At 38.4% G+C, this 15,385-nt stretch carries 10 protein-coding genes, 1 rRNA gene and 2 riboswitches; all 11 genes read right to left on the reverse strand.

Annotation, left to right across the window (positions count from 1 at the left end; genetic code table 11):
- Positions 1-225: 225 nt before the first annotated feature.
- Positions 226-1,779 (reverse strand): 16S ribosomal RNA (locus MKY94_RS17335).
- Between the two features lie 397 nt (positions 1,780-2,176).
- On the reverse strand, positions 2,177-2,692 hold the full coding sequence (locus MKY94_RS17340) for a GNAT family N-acetyltransferase (protein WP_342578698.1): 516 nt from the start codon (positions 2,690-2,692) through the stop codon (positions 2,177-2,179).
- 130 nt (positions 2,693-2,822) lie between these two features.
- Positions 2,823-4,154 carry an NCS2 family permease gene (locus MKY94_RS17345; protein WP_144541991.1) on the reverse strand — a complete coding sequence of 444 codons (1,332 nt, stop codon included), beginning with the start codon at positions 4,152-4,154 and terminating at the stop codon, positions 2,823-2,825.
- Positions 4,155-4,240: 86 nt separating this feature from the next.
- A riboswitch (purine riboswitch) is annotated at positions 4,241-4,342 on the reverse strand.
- A gap of 511 nt (positions 4,343-4,853) precedes the next feature.
- The gene (locus tag MKY94_RS17350) at positions 4,854-5,003 is read right to left on the reverse strand and encodes a hypothetical protein (RefSeq protein ID WP_186318291.1); all 150 of its coding nucleotides are present in this window, start codon (positions 5,001-5,003) and stop codon (positions 4,854-4,856) included.
- A 422-nt stretch (positions 5,004-5,425) separates the two neighbouring features.
- Complete coding sequence (locus tag MKY94_RS17355) at positions 5,426-5,674, reverse strand: DUF3923 family protein (RefSeq protein ID WP_144541989.1); 249 nt, start codon at positions 5,672-5,674, stop codon at positions 5,426-5,428.
- A 443-nt stretch (positions 5,675-6,117) separates the two neighbouring features.
- The gene (gene guaA / locus MKY94_RS17360; RefSeq protein ID WP_342577497.1) at positions 6,118-7,671 is read right to left on the reverse strand and encodes a glutamine-hydrolyzing GMP synthase; all 1,554 of its coding nucleotides are present in this window, start codon (positions 7,669-7,671) and stop codon (positions 6,118-6,120) included.
- A 128-nt stretch (positions 7,672-7,799) separates the two neighbouring features.
- Positions 7,800-7,901: riboswitch (purine riboswitch) on the reverse strand.
- Positions 7,902-7,934: 33 nt separating this feature from the next.
- Positions 7,935-10,127 (reverse strand): transglutaminase domain-containing protein, encoded by a 2,193-nt coding sequence (locus tag MKY94_RS17365; RefSeq protein ID WP_144540851.1) that lies wholly within the window; start codon positions 10,125-10,127, stop codon positions 7,935-7,937.
- Positions 10,124-11,329 (reverse strand): DUF58 domain-containing protein, encoded by a 1,206-nt coding sequence (locus MKY94_RS17370; protein ID WP_154309933.1) that lies wholly within the window; start codon positions 11,327-11,329, stop codon positions 10,124-10,126. Before MKY94_RS17370 ends, MKY94_RS17365 begins: the two co-directional genes overlap by 4 nt.
- A complete protein-coding gene (locus MKY94_RS17375; protein ID WP_144540845.1) occupies positions 11,326-12,276 on the reverse strand; it encodes a MoxR family ATPase in 951 nt (316 codons plus the stop codon). Before MKY94_RS17375 ends, MKY94_RS17370 begins: the two co-directional genes overlap by 4 nt.
- Positions 12,277-12,752: 476 nt before the next feature.
- Positions 12,753-13,580, reverse strand: coding sequence for an ammonia-dependent NAD(+) synthetase (gene nadE / locus MKY94_RS17380; RefSeq protein WP_144540842.1), 828 nt, complete (start codon positions 13,578-13,580; stop codon positions 12,753-12,755).
- A gap of 1 nt (position 13,581) precedes the next feature.
- Positions 13,582-15,063: a nicotinate phosphoribosyltransferase gene (locus MKY94_RS17385; RefSeq protein ID WP_342577499.1), complete on the reverse strand. Its 1,482-nt coding sequence runs from the start codon at positions 15,061-15,063 to the stop codon at positions 13,582-13,584.
- Between the last annotated feature and the right edge of the window lie 322 nt (positions 15,064-15,385).

Genomic DNA, 15,385 nt, shown 5'->3' on the forward strand with positions numbered 1-15,385 from the left:
AAGTACTACACTTGCAATCACGTAAGTGATCACAATTTGAATATCTTGCGTTTGTTTCTTTTTTGATGTCGTTTTATCCAGTTTTCAAAGAACAAAGGGCTTGTCCCTTTGCGACGAGTAATCGCAGGAGCAAGTATAAATGCTCATCATAAAAATGAACACTCAAAACTGAACTGCAAAACGTTAAGATACAGATAAAGATCTGTATTCCGAATATATCCTTAGAAAGGAGGTGATCCAGCCGCACCTTCCGATACGGCTACCTTGTTACGACTTCACCCCAATCATCTGTCCCACCTTCGGCGGCTGGCTCCCAAAAGGGTTACCCCACCGACTTCGGGTGTTACAAACTCTCGTGGTGTGACGGGCGGTGTGTACAAGGCCCGGGAACGTATTCACCGTGGCATGCTGATCCACGATTACTAGCGATTCCGGCTTCATGTAGGCGAGTTGCAGCCTACAATCCGAACTGAGAACGGTTTTATGGGATTAGCTCACCCTCGCGGGGTTGCGACCCTCTGTACCGTCCATTGTAGCACGTGTGTAGCCCAGGTCATAAGGGGCATGATGATTTGACGTCATCCCCACCTTCCTCCGGTTTATCACCGGCAGTCACCTTAGAGTGCCCAACTGAATGCTGGCAACTAAGATCAAGGGTTGCGCTCGTTGCGGGACTTAACCCAACATCTCACGACACGAGCTGACGACAACCATGCACCACCTGTCACCGCTGTCCCCGAAGGGAAAAGCCTATCTCTAGGCCGGTCAGCGGGATGTCAAGACCTGGTAAGGTTCTTCGCGTTGCTTCGAATTAAACCACATGCTCCACCGCTTGTGCGGGCCCCCGTCAATTCCTTTGAGTTTCAGTCTTGCGACCGTACTCCCCAGGCGGAGTGCTTAATGCGTTAGCTGCAGCACTAAGGGGCGGAAACCCCCTAACACTTAGCACTCATCGTTTACGGCGTGGACTACCAGGGTATCTAATCCTGTTTGCTCCCCACGCTTTCGCGCCTCAGCGTCAGTTACAGACCAGAAAGCCGCCTTCGCCACTGGTGTTCCTCCAAATCTCTACGCATTTCACCGCTACACTTGGAATTCCGCTTTCCTCTTCTGCACTCAAGTCCCCCAGTTTCCAATGACCCTCCACGGTTGAGCCGTGGGCTTTCACATCAGACTTAAAGGACCGCCTGCGCGCGCTTTACGCCCAATAATTCCGGACAACGCTTGCCACCTACGTATTACCGCGGCTGCTGGCACGTAGTTAGCCGTGGCTTTCTAATGAGGTACCGTCAAGGTACGAGCAGTTACTCTCGTACTTGTTCTTCCCTCACAACAGAGTTTTACGATCCGAAAACCTTCTTCACTCACGCGGCGTTGCTCCATCAGACTTTCGTCCATTGTGGAAGATTCCCTACTGCTGCCTCCCGTAGGAGTCTGGGCCGTGTCTCAGTCCCAGTGTGGCCGATCACCCTCTCAGGTCGGCTACGCATCGTCGCCTTGGTGAGCCGTTACCTCACCAACTAGCTAATGCGCCGCGGGCCCATCCTGTAGTGACAGCCGAGACCGTCTTTTAACATTTCCTCATGTGAGGTAATGGATTATTCGGTATTAGCCCCGGTTTCCCGGAGTTATCCCAATCTACAGGGCAGGTTGCCCACGTGTTACTCACCCGTCCGCCGCTAAATCAGAAGAAGCAAGCTTCTTCATCATTCGCTCGACTTGCATGTATTAGGCACGCCGCCAGCGTTCGTCCTGAGCCAGGATCAAACTCTCCATAATAGAGAACTTAAAAAGCTCATTTTGTTTTGCTGGCATCATCATTAAATGATGTCAAAAATTGTTTTGCTTCAATACAACCGAAGTTGTTTGATGCTATATGTCTTAACGTTTTGCATGTTCAGTTTTCAATGTTCATTGTGTCGTTTTGTTTCGACAGCTTTATTATCTTATCAAATCTAATCATCAATGTCAACAACTTTTTTTAAATTGTTTTTTTGAAATCAGAAGTAAAAATGAGAACTTGATAACTATACCACCCTATTTAACTATTCGTCAACAGTATTTTTAATAAAATAAGCGAAAATATAATAACAATCTATTCTGATAAGTCTTTTAAAATCTTTTAGACTTTCTAATCCCTCTCTCAATGCGCTTTAGACGGCTTTAATTCCTGATTTTATTCATAAGCTAGAAGATCAATATCCTCCCATACGTATACTAGCTCATTAAGCTGCACTCCACCAATTTCAACTATTATACTATCAATCTTCTTTGCACCAAGCTTTTCATAAAACTTCCGCGAAGGGTTATCCTCTAACACAAGCACTAACATAGATGAGATTCCCTGGCGCTTTAGTTCTTTCACTATTGGTTTAATCAGTAGTTTTCCGACACCTTTCCCCTGATACTCTTGCAAAATATAAATGGCATATAACTCTCCATTATACTTAGGGTACTTCCTACTTCGTTCCTTGCCACCAGAAGCAAAACCAATCACTTCCCCTTCTTCATTTTTCGCTACATATACTTCTCCATCGGGTATAGCAGAATACCAATACTCTACTCTTTTTTCATAGGAAAGGTTTTTTAGGAAATCCTCTGGGACAATGTTTATATAAGTAGATTTCCAGCTTTCTACGTGAACTCTTGCGATACCCTCTGCATCTAAAGGTGTTGCTTTTCTTATTTGCATCACTACAATCCCCCCCATTATCTTTTCGAGTTTCTACTATATAAACTATTTCTCTATAAACTCTTTATAACCCTCTTATTAAAACACATAAAAAAAGAGAGGCACTTGGCCCCTCTCGATAGCTTGAAAATTATAAGAATATGAAGTAGGCCACAAATATTACCCATAGCCCATACATTATCGGATGAATCTCTTTTATTCTTCCAGCTACAATCATCGTGATTGGATAGAATATGAAACCAATTGCTATACCAGTTGCAATTGAATAAGTTAATGGCATTGCAATTACAACAAAGAATGCTGGAACTGCTACTTCAAATTTCGTCCATTCTATACTTCCTAAAGATGAAACCATAAGTACACCCACTATAATTAATGCTGGTGCCGTTACATAAGAAGTTACTACATCTAATACAGGATAGAAGAACAATGATAATAACAAGAGAACTCCAGTAACAACTGCAGCAAACCCTGAACGAGCACCTGCAGCAACACCGGCTGTAGATTCTACATAAGATGTAGTAGTTGAGGTACCAGCGACAGCTCCGGCAGTTGTAGCAATAGCATCTGCTAGTAAAGCTTTACCTGCACGAGGTAATTTATTATCTTTCATTAACCCTGCTTGGTTCGCAACGGAAATTAATGTTCCAGCTGTATCAAAGAAGTTAACAAATAAGAAGGTAAGCACTACAATTAAAAATTGTGATGTCATTAAAGATGCTGGGTTTTCAAAAATAGGTTTGAGTGCTGCCCCGAAAGTTGATTCCATACTTGGAACCTCTCCAACAATCGCATGAGGAACTTCTACTAACTTAAAGATCATACCTACGATAGCGGTAATTAACATACCGTAGAAAATTCCGCCTTTAACGCCTTTAACCATCATAATAACTGTTATAATAAGACCAAAAATTGTTAATAGAACATTTGGGTCAGCTAAATCACCAAGCGCAACAATCACATCAGGATTACCAACGATAATCTTTGCGTTTTGTAGACCAACAAAGGTTATGAATAATCCAATCCCCGCTCCTACCGCATATTTAAGCTCAGATGGGATGGCATTAATAATAGTTTCACGAATACCTGATAAAGAAAGTAAGATAAAGATTACCCCGGCTACAAAAACACCAGTCAAAGCGACTTCCCATGGAATTCCGAATTTCAGTACTACAGTGTAAGCGAAGAAAGCATTGAGACCCATACCAGGTGCCAAGGCAATCGGGTATTTAGCCAGGACACCCATTAAAATAGAACCTAATGCTGCTGCGATTGCAGTAGCAGTGAAGACTGCCCCTTTATCCATATACATAGATTCAGGTAATCCAGGCACTGATTCTAGTGATAACGTCATAGGGTTTACCACTAAGATATAAGCCATAGCTAAGAACGTTGTTAATCCACCAATAATCTCGCGGCGATAGTTAGTTCCTAATTCCTCAAAACGAAAATACTTTTTCATAAGTTCCTCCATTTTTTGTCGCGATAACGAAAAAAAGTATACAACCATTTTCGGTCGTATACATGTACTATCCCCAATAAGTGAATATAAATAGGCTCACTCATCGTAGTCGAATCATTTACGGTGATTCGGTAGAGACTTTTGGGCCTTATTCCCAACGTTATACGACGACATAATTAAATTATATATGTAATATAACACCGAATTATGCCGAAATCAATACTAAATACGAACATTATTTAATTTAACCAAATAATAGTTCGTTTTCTGCTTATAGGCAAAATAATTTTTAAAGTAAAATAGACCTATATTTCTCAGAATAAAAATACCTTGGAAAACCTATAAAATAGGCAGTCCAAGGTTTTATTTATACTATTCCCACTCATAGTAGCATGTGGCTTACTCGTAATATCATAAAGCACGCGCCAACCATTGAAATATAACGCTGTTTATCAACACAGAAAAACCCGTTCAGATCATGTAATTCTTGTCCTCTTTTGTAGCTGGTGAACCCCTGTTTACAACGCTATTAGTTTGAATAATGGCTATGTCGTTTCGAAAGAGATATCTGATGACGAGTTTTTTTGTCAACGAATCTGAAATTTAGGAGAATAATAAACTCTATCTTCAATTTTAAAAAAAGGACATCGAATAAGAAAAACATAGGGAGATTTTAGTCTTCCTATGTTTTCATTCATATTAATTATCTGTTTGTTTTTGCTTCTTTTTCAAATACTCCGCACGTATTTTTTCAAGTTGCTGCTTTTTATCAAATTTGGCAGGCTTGTGTTTTTCATGATACTTTGCCACAACTGCCTTACCTTTGGTATCCAATTGGTATTTCCCCACTTTGTTCACCTTCTTTTCTTGTCTTTAAAGAGAATCTATTCAACAAATATAATATACCTTACTTTACTGAATTAAACCTTTTTACTTTATTAGTGTACTGCCTAACCTTGAATATATCAGTAAAAACTTATTAAAATAATTCTTAGCCAAATGGTATTCATTATACTTATCTTTACGACCTAAAATTTGCTGATTCATTTTAATGTAAAATGACAATAAAGTTCTTTAATTTTAAAAGAACAAACAAACATAACCCCTTTCTAAATTTAGAAAGGGGTTAAAATATAATCGTTTAACTTTTGATGAAAGATACTTACTGCACTAAAAATATAACAATAAAGTCGTTTAAAAATCTAATTTTTTTGTTCTATAATCGCGTCTGATTGCTTATTTTGCTAATTTCTTAAGTACATAATTCCCTTTTATACCTGCTGAATTTTTGTTTTTTTACTATTGTTGATTACCAAGTTAACAATTAGCCATACAACTTGAATTATTAAGGGAAGTATAAAGGCGATTAATAAAACTATAAATGCTGCTAATTTTGCCTCAAATGTTTGAGTTGCACCTGCACCATCAACCTCCCTTAACCAAACGAAAGCCGTTCCTAATGCAAAAATGACAACCCAAAAAGTGTTAGCAATCCACCATAAGAACCAAAGCTTTTTCATATTCTCACTCCTTATCTTTCATAATAATTACTGATAGCAATCGAAAATCAAACTTTTTATTTTATGTATAATCGTTCCACTACTTACTTCTTTATATTTCTATCTTACAGTGCGAATGAATTCCTGTTAATGGACCTGAGATATATTTAAAGCTAGGGCTTGAGATGTATAAAATCCAACTGTTTCCTTCACTTCACTGTATAGACCATTTATTAAATAGAATGACTCGCATTATTTTTTAAACGACTTTAAAGTCTTCAATCAAGTTCCTAATTTTAACTAAACAAAAAAACTCTTCTAGTTATTTGTTATAAATAACTAAAAGAGAGTTTAACTTTTGAAATATAAAAAGTTGTACGTTAATCACTGATAGTTCTTAACATACTAGGCTAGACATGGATATGACTGCGTTTAACCTGTTTAGATTATATTAATGAAGAGTACTATTCCCACTCAATAGTAGCTGGTGGCTTGCTCGTAATGTCATACAGTACGCGGTTGATGTGTGCTACTTCGTTTACTAAACGAACAGATACTTTTTCGAGAACGTCCCATGGGATACGCGCCCAGTCAGAGGTCATGCCGTCGATAGATGTTACTGCACGAATACCGATTGCGTAGTCATAAGTTCTTGCATCTCCCATTACACCGACGCTACGGATATCAGGAAGTACAGTGAAGTATTGCCAGATATCACGTTCTAAACCAGCTTTAGCGATTTCTTCGCGTAGGATTGCATCTGATTCACGCACGATTTCTAGTTTCTCTTCTGTTACTTCTCCTAATACTCGGATAGCTAGTCCAGGACCTGGGAATGGTTGACGCCATACGATTTCATCAGCTAAGCCAAGCTCTGAACCTAACTCGCGCACCTCATCTTTAAATAAAGTTTTAAGAGGTTCAATTAGCTTGAATTGCATGTCCTCTGGAAGTCCACCAACATTATGGTGAGATTTAATCGTTTGAGCAGTAGCTGTACCACTCTCGATAATGTCTGTATAAAGAGTTCCTTGTGCTAGGAAATCCATACCTTCTAGCTTAGAAGCCTCATCATCAAAAACATAGATAAATTCATTACCTATAATTTTACGTTTTTTCTCTGGATCAGATACTCCAGCCAATTTACTCATAAAACGCTCACGAGCATCAATTTTAATAACGTTCATATTGAAGCCTTCAGTGAAGGTTTTCATTACACCTTCTGCTTCGTCTTTGCGAAGTAGATTATGGTCAACGAACATACAAGTCAGCTGGTCACCAATTGCTTTATGGATTAACACTGCAACTACAGAAGAATCTACTCCGCCGCTTAGTGCACATAGAACTTTTTTGTCTCCAACTGTTTCTCGGATTTTTTCAATTTCCATCTCGATGAAGCTTTCCATTGACCAATCACCTTTTGCTTTACAAACATCAAATACGAATTGGCGAAGTAATTCTAACCCGTATACAGAGTGACGAACTTCTGGATGGAATTGTACTGCATATAAGCCTTTTTCAACATTAGCCATTGCTGCAATGTCACAAGATGGACTTGTAGCGATTACCTCAAAACCTTCAGGAGCTGCTGTCACGTGGTCTCCATGACTCATCCACACTACATGGTTAGAAGGAAGATCACCAAACAATGTCGTTGGATTCTTTATATCTATTTCAGCTCTACCATATTCTCTTGTAAAAGACTTTTCTACTTTTCCACCAAATTGGTAAGCCATCAACTGCATTCCATAGCAAATTCCCAAAATCGGAATATTTAAGTCATAGATTTCTTTGTCAATGTGAAAAGCGTTAGTGTCATAAACAGAATTTGGACCACCAGAGAAAATAATTCCTGTAGCGTTCATTTTCTTAATATCCTCTGCTGTTACTGTGTGAGGATGTAACTCACTATAAACTCCGAATTCACGGATACGACGTGTGATTAGTTGATTGTATTGACTACCGAAATCTAGAACAACAATCTTTTCTTGCTCTTTCAACAATGGAGTTGAAGACATATGCATTCCACCTCTTCTAATATTTGTGCCAATTCACTACGTATACAAAAAAACGCGTGCGAAAGTATCCTCTTTCTACGCGTTTATGCTTACTACATTAAAAGGTGAATGCCGCCACCTAAAAAAGGCATGACTGCATTCACCTTCATAGTCAAGTTATTAATGGTAACTTGGTAGAAACATCCGAACCATATTATCGGACATATACGAGGGCAACTGGTCAATTTAATTTGACTTCAGTTTACAGGTTGTTGAGGTTAAAATCAACCGCTTAGCTGATTGATTAAATATTCCCAACTTTCTCTAATTGACGCGTAATTGAGTTCAGTTTTATTGTTACCATAAAATCCTTGTTGATACGCTTTAGTTAGCCTTATCATATGAGTATCGCCAAAGTCCTTGTCTACTTTTCGTGCAAAGTCCATCAAGGTTTGACCTTGCTCTCTTACAAGGCCGCGACGACTCAATTGCCGTAGCAGCTGATGATACATTTTTTCGAAGGAATTCCAGTCATTTTTTCGCAGCCTTGATGTTGGGATTAAAACCTTTGACAACCATTTGCCTCGGTGTATGTAGGCAAATAAGCTTAAGATTCCAAGGATAATGACAAACCAAAGGATTGTCACTTTCTTCTCACTTATCCAGTCTATAATGGTTTGTAAAAAAGCTGTAAAGCTGAAAGACACTTCATCCTCTTTTTTAGATCCTTCGCTCTTAGGAGTTTCCTGTTGTTCTTCTGGCGTTAGTAGTTCGTCTGTCTGTTTCTCAACATCGTATACAATATTAGCGCTTGAAGAGAAGCCGATCGTTGGCTCAAACGTTATCCATCCCACATTTGGAAAATAAGCTTCTACCCATGAGTGTGCGTTATTGTTCGTTACCTCATAGACATCTCCCAAATTCTCCATATTCGTACGATCCCCAGGTGCAAAGCCCTTCACCCAACGTGCTGGAATATCAATAGAACGAAGTAAAACTACCATAGATGTAGAAAAGTTATCGCAATACCCTACCTTCGTATCAAACAGAAATTGGTCTACGTAATCGGTGTCCTTATCAGGTATTGCAGCCATTGTTTGGTTGTAGCTAAAACTATTTGATCTAAAATATCTTTCAATACTATTCGCCTTATCATAGAGGCTTGACTTGTCTTGTGTAATACTAACTGCTAGCTCTCTCACTCTATCTGGCAATGTATCTGGTAGCTGCAAATATCTATCAAAATCACTAGATAATGAATTCAAGCTCTCTGTATTAGTAGCACGCAACGCTTTCAGGCTGTACGTAGGCTCACTAAATGAAACATTGTAATCCCATAGACTAGAATTAGAGCTATTAAGAACCGAAATTTTTTGATTTAATGGGTTTCGTGTAAACATTGCTTCTTCATTTGTTTGTATGCTTTTAATGCCATATGGCTGAAGGATTAACGGAAAATCTTGTGCCATAACTATGTTGGCATCTGTTGTTAAATTATCTTCTCCTGGTGGTATATCGCTTTCAAATATCTCTCCAATTCCAAAGTTTTGAAGCTCTACCTCACTCTCCGACTGAATCCACCCTTTAGAGGTATATGTGTCCTTTGTTTCTACCTTCCAATATTGTTGTGTATTTACATCTGCCCAAAAAATAGGCGTATCATCGCTTTGGAAGGCACCACCTAACTGTTCATCATTTTCTCCATATCCAACCTTCTTTATGCCGCCTGTACCTTTCACTCCTCCCTCACGCTCGTCCACTTCAAGAGTAGAAGTAGTGAAAAAAGGAACAGGATCTGGCCAGATTGGTCCTGCTTTTGGCAAAGCATAAGCTGTGATACCGCTAATTGCAAGCAGCAGTATTAAGCTGCCGATGGAAGCAGTAATAAAAGTACCTTTAAGTGATATATTATTCTCTACCAATAGCTTTTGAATGTACAATAATCCCATAATTATAAATCCAGATATTAGAGTAGTGACTATGGAATCTTTACCACTATACGGGCTAAATGCATCCAAAATGGTTATAAATAATACCGTGAGGATAAAAAATAGCAGAAGTGTCTTCCGAACTCTAATCCAATAATTTAATAAGTAGGTCGTCATCCAAAGCAATACAAAAAATAAAAACGTACGGAATGGATCAGTAATCGCTCCCCATTCTTGACTAAAAATAGCAGACAAGTTATGTAGAAGCTCTACACCAAGATAATCTAAAGAAACCTTCGAGAAAAAGGAGTAATCAGTGTATATATAAACTATTATCCAACATATAAATAATAACTTAATAGGTATAGCAAGCTTCCAATCCAATTTAATAAAGTAAAAGAAGAATGAGATGGCCAAATAAAAGACAAACAATGACAAATGGTCTGTATCTGTCAATTCCATTACCGGCTTTAACCATTCCACCATCAAAAGACAAGTAAATATATAAATGAGAAGAGAAACTATTTTCTGCTGGTAGCTTTCTTTCATGAGCGATTCACCTCCATAAACGCTTGGGCAAAACGATCCTTCGTAATATTATGAACTTCAACTCCTCTACTTTTCGCATACTGGTAGAGGGCATTTTCATTTTTATTTGGTTTTTCGTCTTTATTTTTCACGACAAAACAACGACACACTCGCAGGTTTCCAGCATTTCGTTGTATCCCATCAACCCACTCATGTGTTAACTTGCTAGTAATGTATAACAATGAAGTTGCTTGAGCCAAAGTAGGCTCTTGCGATATTACTTGATCGATTGGCTTGTCTAAATCTGGCTGTACCTTCGTTAGATGATAAAGCACTCTATGAAGCTGTTCCTCATTTTCTACATTCTGTACGAAAAAACGATTCTGCCCTATAGATAGAAAAGCGCTACTAGCTTGGTGACGGACAATCGCCTGCATAATAGATGCAGATAAATCTACCACGTCCTCGAACATAGGAGACAAAGTCCGATCGATTAATATAAACAAATCCTGTGATTGACGATCCTCAAATTCCTTTGTTTTAAGGGTTTGAGTACGAGCAAATGACTTCCAGTGTATCCAGGATACTCGGTCCCCGGGCTGATAGGAGCGAACCCCCGTAGCCATAGAAGTATCCTTCATAACCTGAATTCTTGAGGCCGCTGCTCCCTGATCATACCTAGTTTCGATAGGAATATAAACCATATCCACTAGATTTGGAAAGACGAGTAAGGTTTTAGTATTAGGAATAAATACATTTTTTTTCACCCATCCGAACAAATCGCTTATTTCGATTGATGTTCCTTCTAATACATGCTCCCCACGAGGCATATGTTCAATTTCATATGTCCAGGTAAATTCTTTTTTCATACCCCAAAAGATGAGCTGTTTCTTAGAGCCTGTATGCAAAAGTGAATTACTCACTCTTTCTTCAAACCAAACAAACAGCAAGGGAAAGCTATCATTTCTTGTCACCTTGATTGTTGCAGAGAATTTTCCTCCGCTATATACCTTTCGTGTTTCAATCGTCCGCTCGGCCTCTAATTTGGATAGAGGATAAAAAAACAGGAGCACCGAATATAGAGCTATAGGGACAATGAGGTAAAAAAGAAACCAGCTCACAAATCCTCCCTGGAACATTGCGTAAACAAAAGCGACCACTAATAGAAGGAGGACTCCACCAATACCTTTAAGTTTCTTAAATCCCTCTAACCAACTATTCATCCGTTTACCTTCCTCTTTATAGGGACAGAAGTTCTTTTTACAACACGAGAAAGTACTTCCTCAGAGGATATACCATCATATCTTGCCTCTGGTCGAAGGATCACACGATGTCCAAAAACAAATGGCACTAAATACTGAATATCATCTGGAATAACATAGTCTCTCCCCTGTAACAATGCATACGCTTGTGAAGCACGCATTAGAGCAATAGAAGCACGAGGACTTACCCCTAGGTAAATATATGTATCAACTCTAGTTCTATTAGCAAGGTCTACAATATAGCCCTTCATGGTTTGATCCACGCTAACATTTTTCACTTGCTTTTGAAGATGAATAAGCTCTTCCAACGAAATGACTGGTTGAAGGCTGTCAATAGGAGAGGCATGCTCTAATCTATTTAACACTTCAATTTCTTCACTTGGATGTGGATAGCCCATTTTCACTCTCATCAAAAAGCGATCTAACTGAGCTTCTGGCAATGGATATGTACCCTCATGCTCTATAGGATTTTGGGTTGCCATAACAAAAAATGGCTTTGGTAGCGGCATAGTAATACCATCGATTGTTATTGATGATTCTTCCATTCCCTCCAATAACGCAGATTGTGTTTTTGGCGATGTACGATTAATCTCGTCAGCCAACACAATATTTCCTAAAATAGGTCCAGGTCGAAACTCAAATTCCATTTCCTTAGGATTATATATAGATACTCCTAATACATCTGATGGTAATAAGTCTGGCGTAAATTGTATTCTCTTAAACTCTGCTCCAATAGATTTAGCGAGAGCTCGTACCATCATAGTTTTACCCACTCCTGGTACATCCTCTAGTAATACATGTCCATCTGCCAAAAGTGAGATGACTGCTAATTCCGCAATGCTTTTCTTCCCTATCATAACTTTCTCTATGTTAGTAATAATTGCTTGAATCTGTGCTTGATCCTTCATATGGTTTCCCCCAAAACTATCATTAAATGATTAGTTAGAAAATTTTTATAATACACTCTAAGCATAACGAAAATAAAAGGATAAAACAATTTAAAAATTACTTATCCTATATAAAGAGTTATATTCTGCCAATTTTTTTGAATCCAAAATCTAGCTTAAAACTGTCTAAAATCTCTGCTGTAAAATTTATAATATATGAATTTAGTATCCAGTTCTTAATCCTATTTTTAAAATTTATAAAGCTGTACCTTAATTTAGACGACACTCATTTAAAAAGGATATATTTTGGAACTCAATCTATTTCATAATTTCAATTTAGTTAATGATATACGAACAAAAGAAGAATAGGCGGATACGTTCAGTAGGTAGAGCAATTAAATATATAGTTTTAATAAAAAGATAACTAAAAATAGTTCCCCTTTGATAAACGCAATAAAAAGCATGAAATTTCTATCTCTAGAAATTCCATGCTTCTATTACTTCCAAAAGTCATCGAAGATAGTTATTGGTAGCTGTCGTTTATGCTCGGAACGGTCGTAGAAGCCAACAATCTTTTCTTCTACTTCCTGTGATACCGTTTTTCCTTCTAAATAGTCGTCAATGTCATCATAGCTTACACCTAGAGCAACTTCATCTGGTAAAGCAGGACGATCTTCCTCTAAATCTGCAGTCGGAATCTTCGTATAAAGATGCTCCGGTGCTCCTAGATGTTTTAACAATTGTTTACCCTGTCTTTTATTCAAACGGAAAAGAGGAGTTAAATCTACTCCACCATCTCCATACTTTGTATAAAATCCAGTGACTGCTTCGGCAGCGTGGTCAGTACCAAGTACAATTCCATTATGCATTGCTGCTATAGAATACTGTGCCTTCATACGTTCTCTCGCCTTTTCGTTCCCTTTAGCAAAGTCGCTTAAGGTGATGCCAGCTTCCTTCAATGCACGGTCGCTCGCATCTACTGCTTCTTTAATGTTAATAGTTACACGCTTGCTTGGCTGGATGAAGCTTAATGCATCCTGGCGATCAGATTCATCAAATTGGACACCGTATGGCAGGCTTACAGCGATAAATGTATAAGTACCTGCGCCCATCTCTTCATTCAACTCATCTACTGCCATCTGGGCAAGCTTACCAACTAGTGTAGAATCCTGTCCTCCAGAAATACCTAATACCATGCTTTTTAAAAATGGATGCTTCTTTAAATAGTCTTTCATAAAATCGATACTTATACGAACTTCCTCTTTCGGATCAATCTCAGGCTTCACCTTCAAGGCTTCGATAATTTCTCTCTGTTTTTCAGACATTTTAATTCCCTCCATTATGTGCTATAAAATTATGTTCCATTTCCTTCACTTCTCGAATGTTACGCATTTTATTGTCCCAACACTTTTGGCTTAAATCGACTGGGTATTCCTCTGGGTTCAGAGATCGTTTATACTCCTCCCAAAGTAAATCTAGATTTTCATGAGCATATTGACGAACCTCGGTGAGCTCTGGATTTTCATATATGACTGCCCCGTTCTCTATAACCTTTACGTGTAATTCCTTTGCCTCAAAGTTCGTGACAAATTTAGAAACGAACGTATGAACAGGGTGGAACATTTTTAGACGTTCCTCGTGGGTAGGATCCTCGTCATGCATCGTAATATAATCACCTTCTGCTTTACCATTTTCTTTATCAATGATACGGTAGAGTCTTTTTTGGCCAGGAGTAGTCACCTTTTCAGTTGTAGAAGAGATTTTAATAGTATCCTCCATCTCTCCGGCCTCGTTTTCTATAGAAACAATTTTGTATACTGCTCCTAGTGCAGGCTGATCATAACCTGTGATGAGTTTAGTACCGATTCCCCAACTGTCTACTTTGGCACCTTGAGCTTTTAAGTTCAAAATTGTATACTCATCTAAATCATTTGATACAACTATTTTGGCATCTGGGAATCCAGCAGCATCTAACATTTTTCTTGCTTCCTTCGATAAGAAAGAAATATCTCCTGAATCTAGACGAATACCGATAAAGTTTATTTTGTCTCCTAGCTCCTTAGCTACCTTGATAGCAGTTGGTACACCTGTTTTCAAGGTGTTATAAGTGTCTACTAGGAATACACAATCCTTGTGTCTTTTCGCATATGAAAGAAAAGCATCGTATTCACTCTTATATGCCTGCACCATTGAATGTGCATGTGTTCCAGCGACTGGAATACCAAACATTTTTCCGGCACGAACATTGCTAGTTGCTTCAATTCCTCCGATAAATGCAGCACGGGTTCCCCATATAGCGGCATCCATTTCCTGAGCTCTTCTAGAACCAAATTCCATTGCTACTTCATCCTTGACCACCTGCTTGATGCGTGACCCTTTAGTGGCGATTAACGTTTGGTAATTTACGATGTTCAATAGTGCAGTCTCCACTAATTGTGCCTCAGCAAGAGTTGACTCGACTCGAATAATAGGCTCATTAGGAAATACTAATTCCCCCTCCTTCATCGAATAAACATCGCCAGTAAAGCGAACAGTTCCTAAATATTCAATAAAATCATCACGATACCCAAGCCCATTTTGTAAATATTCTAAATCACTTTCTGAAAAATGGAAGTCTCTTAAGTATTCGAGACATCTTTCAAGACCAGCAAAAATTCCATACCCATTTCCAAAAGGAAGTTTACGGAAAAATAATTCAAAAACTGCTTTTCTCTCATGCATATTATCAGCCCAATAGGCCTCTACCATATTTATCTGATATAAATCAGTATGTAATGCTAAACTGTCATCTGGATATTTTTTTCTCATGATGATCTCCTTCTCATAACTATTGAACTTAGTATACACTATTTACCCTTTTGCATGAAAATTAACCACTAGAATAGCGAGGATAAAGCTCCTTGGTTTCTGAGAAAAAGGAATAGCTGATTTCCGCTTTAGTTAAGATACTTTCCGCGGATCCCCGTCGCTTACGCTTCGTTTTTAGGATGACTTATCTATCTTCCTCTTGTCGATTCAATCAATATGTAATAGATATTAATGCATAGGTAGCAAACTACTATTTATAAAATTACAAATAAATTTTTTTCCTTTTTGAACACTCAAAACCATTTAATCCTTTACCCCACAA

Source organism: Psychrobacillus sp. FSL K6-2843 (genome assembly GCF_038626375.1).
GTDB classification, from domain to species: Bacteria; Bacillota; Bacilli; order Bacillales_A; family Planococcaceae; genus Psychrobacillus; species Psychrobacillus faecigallinarum.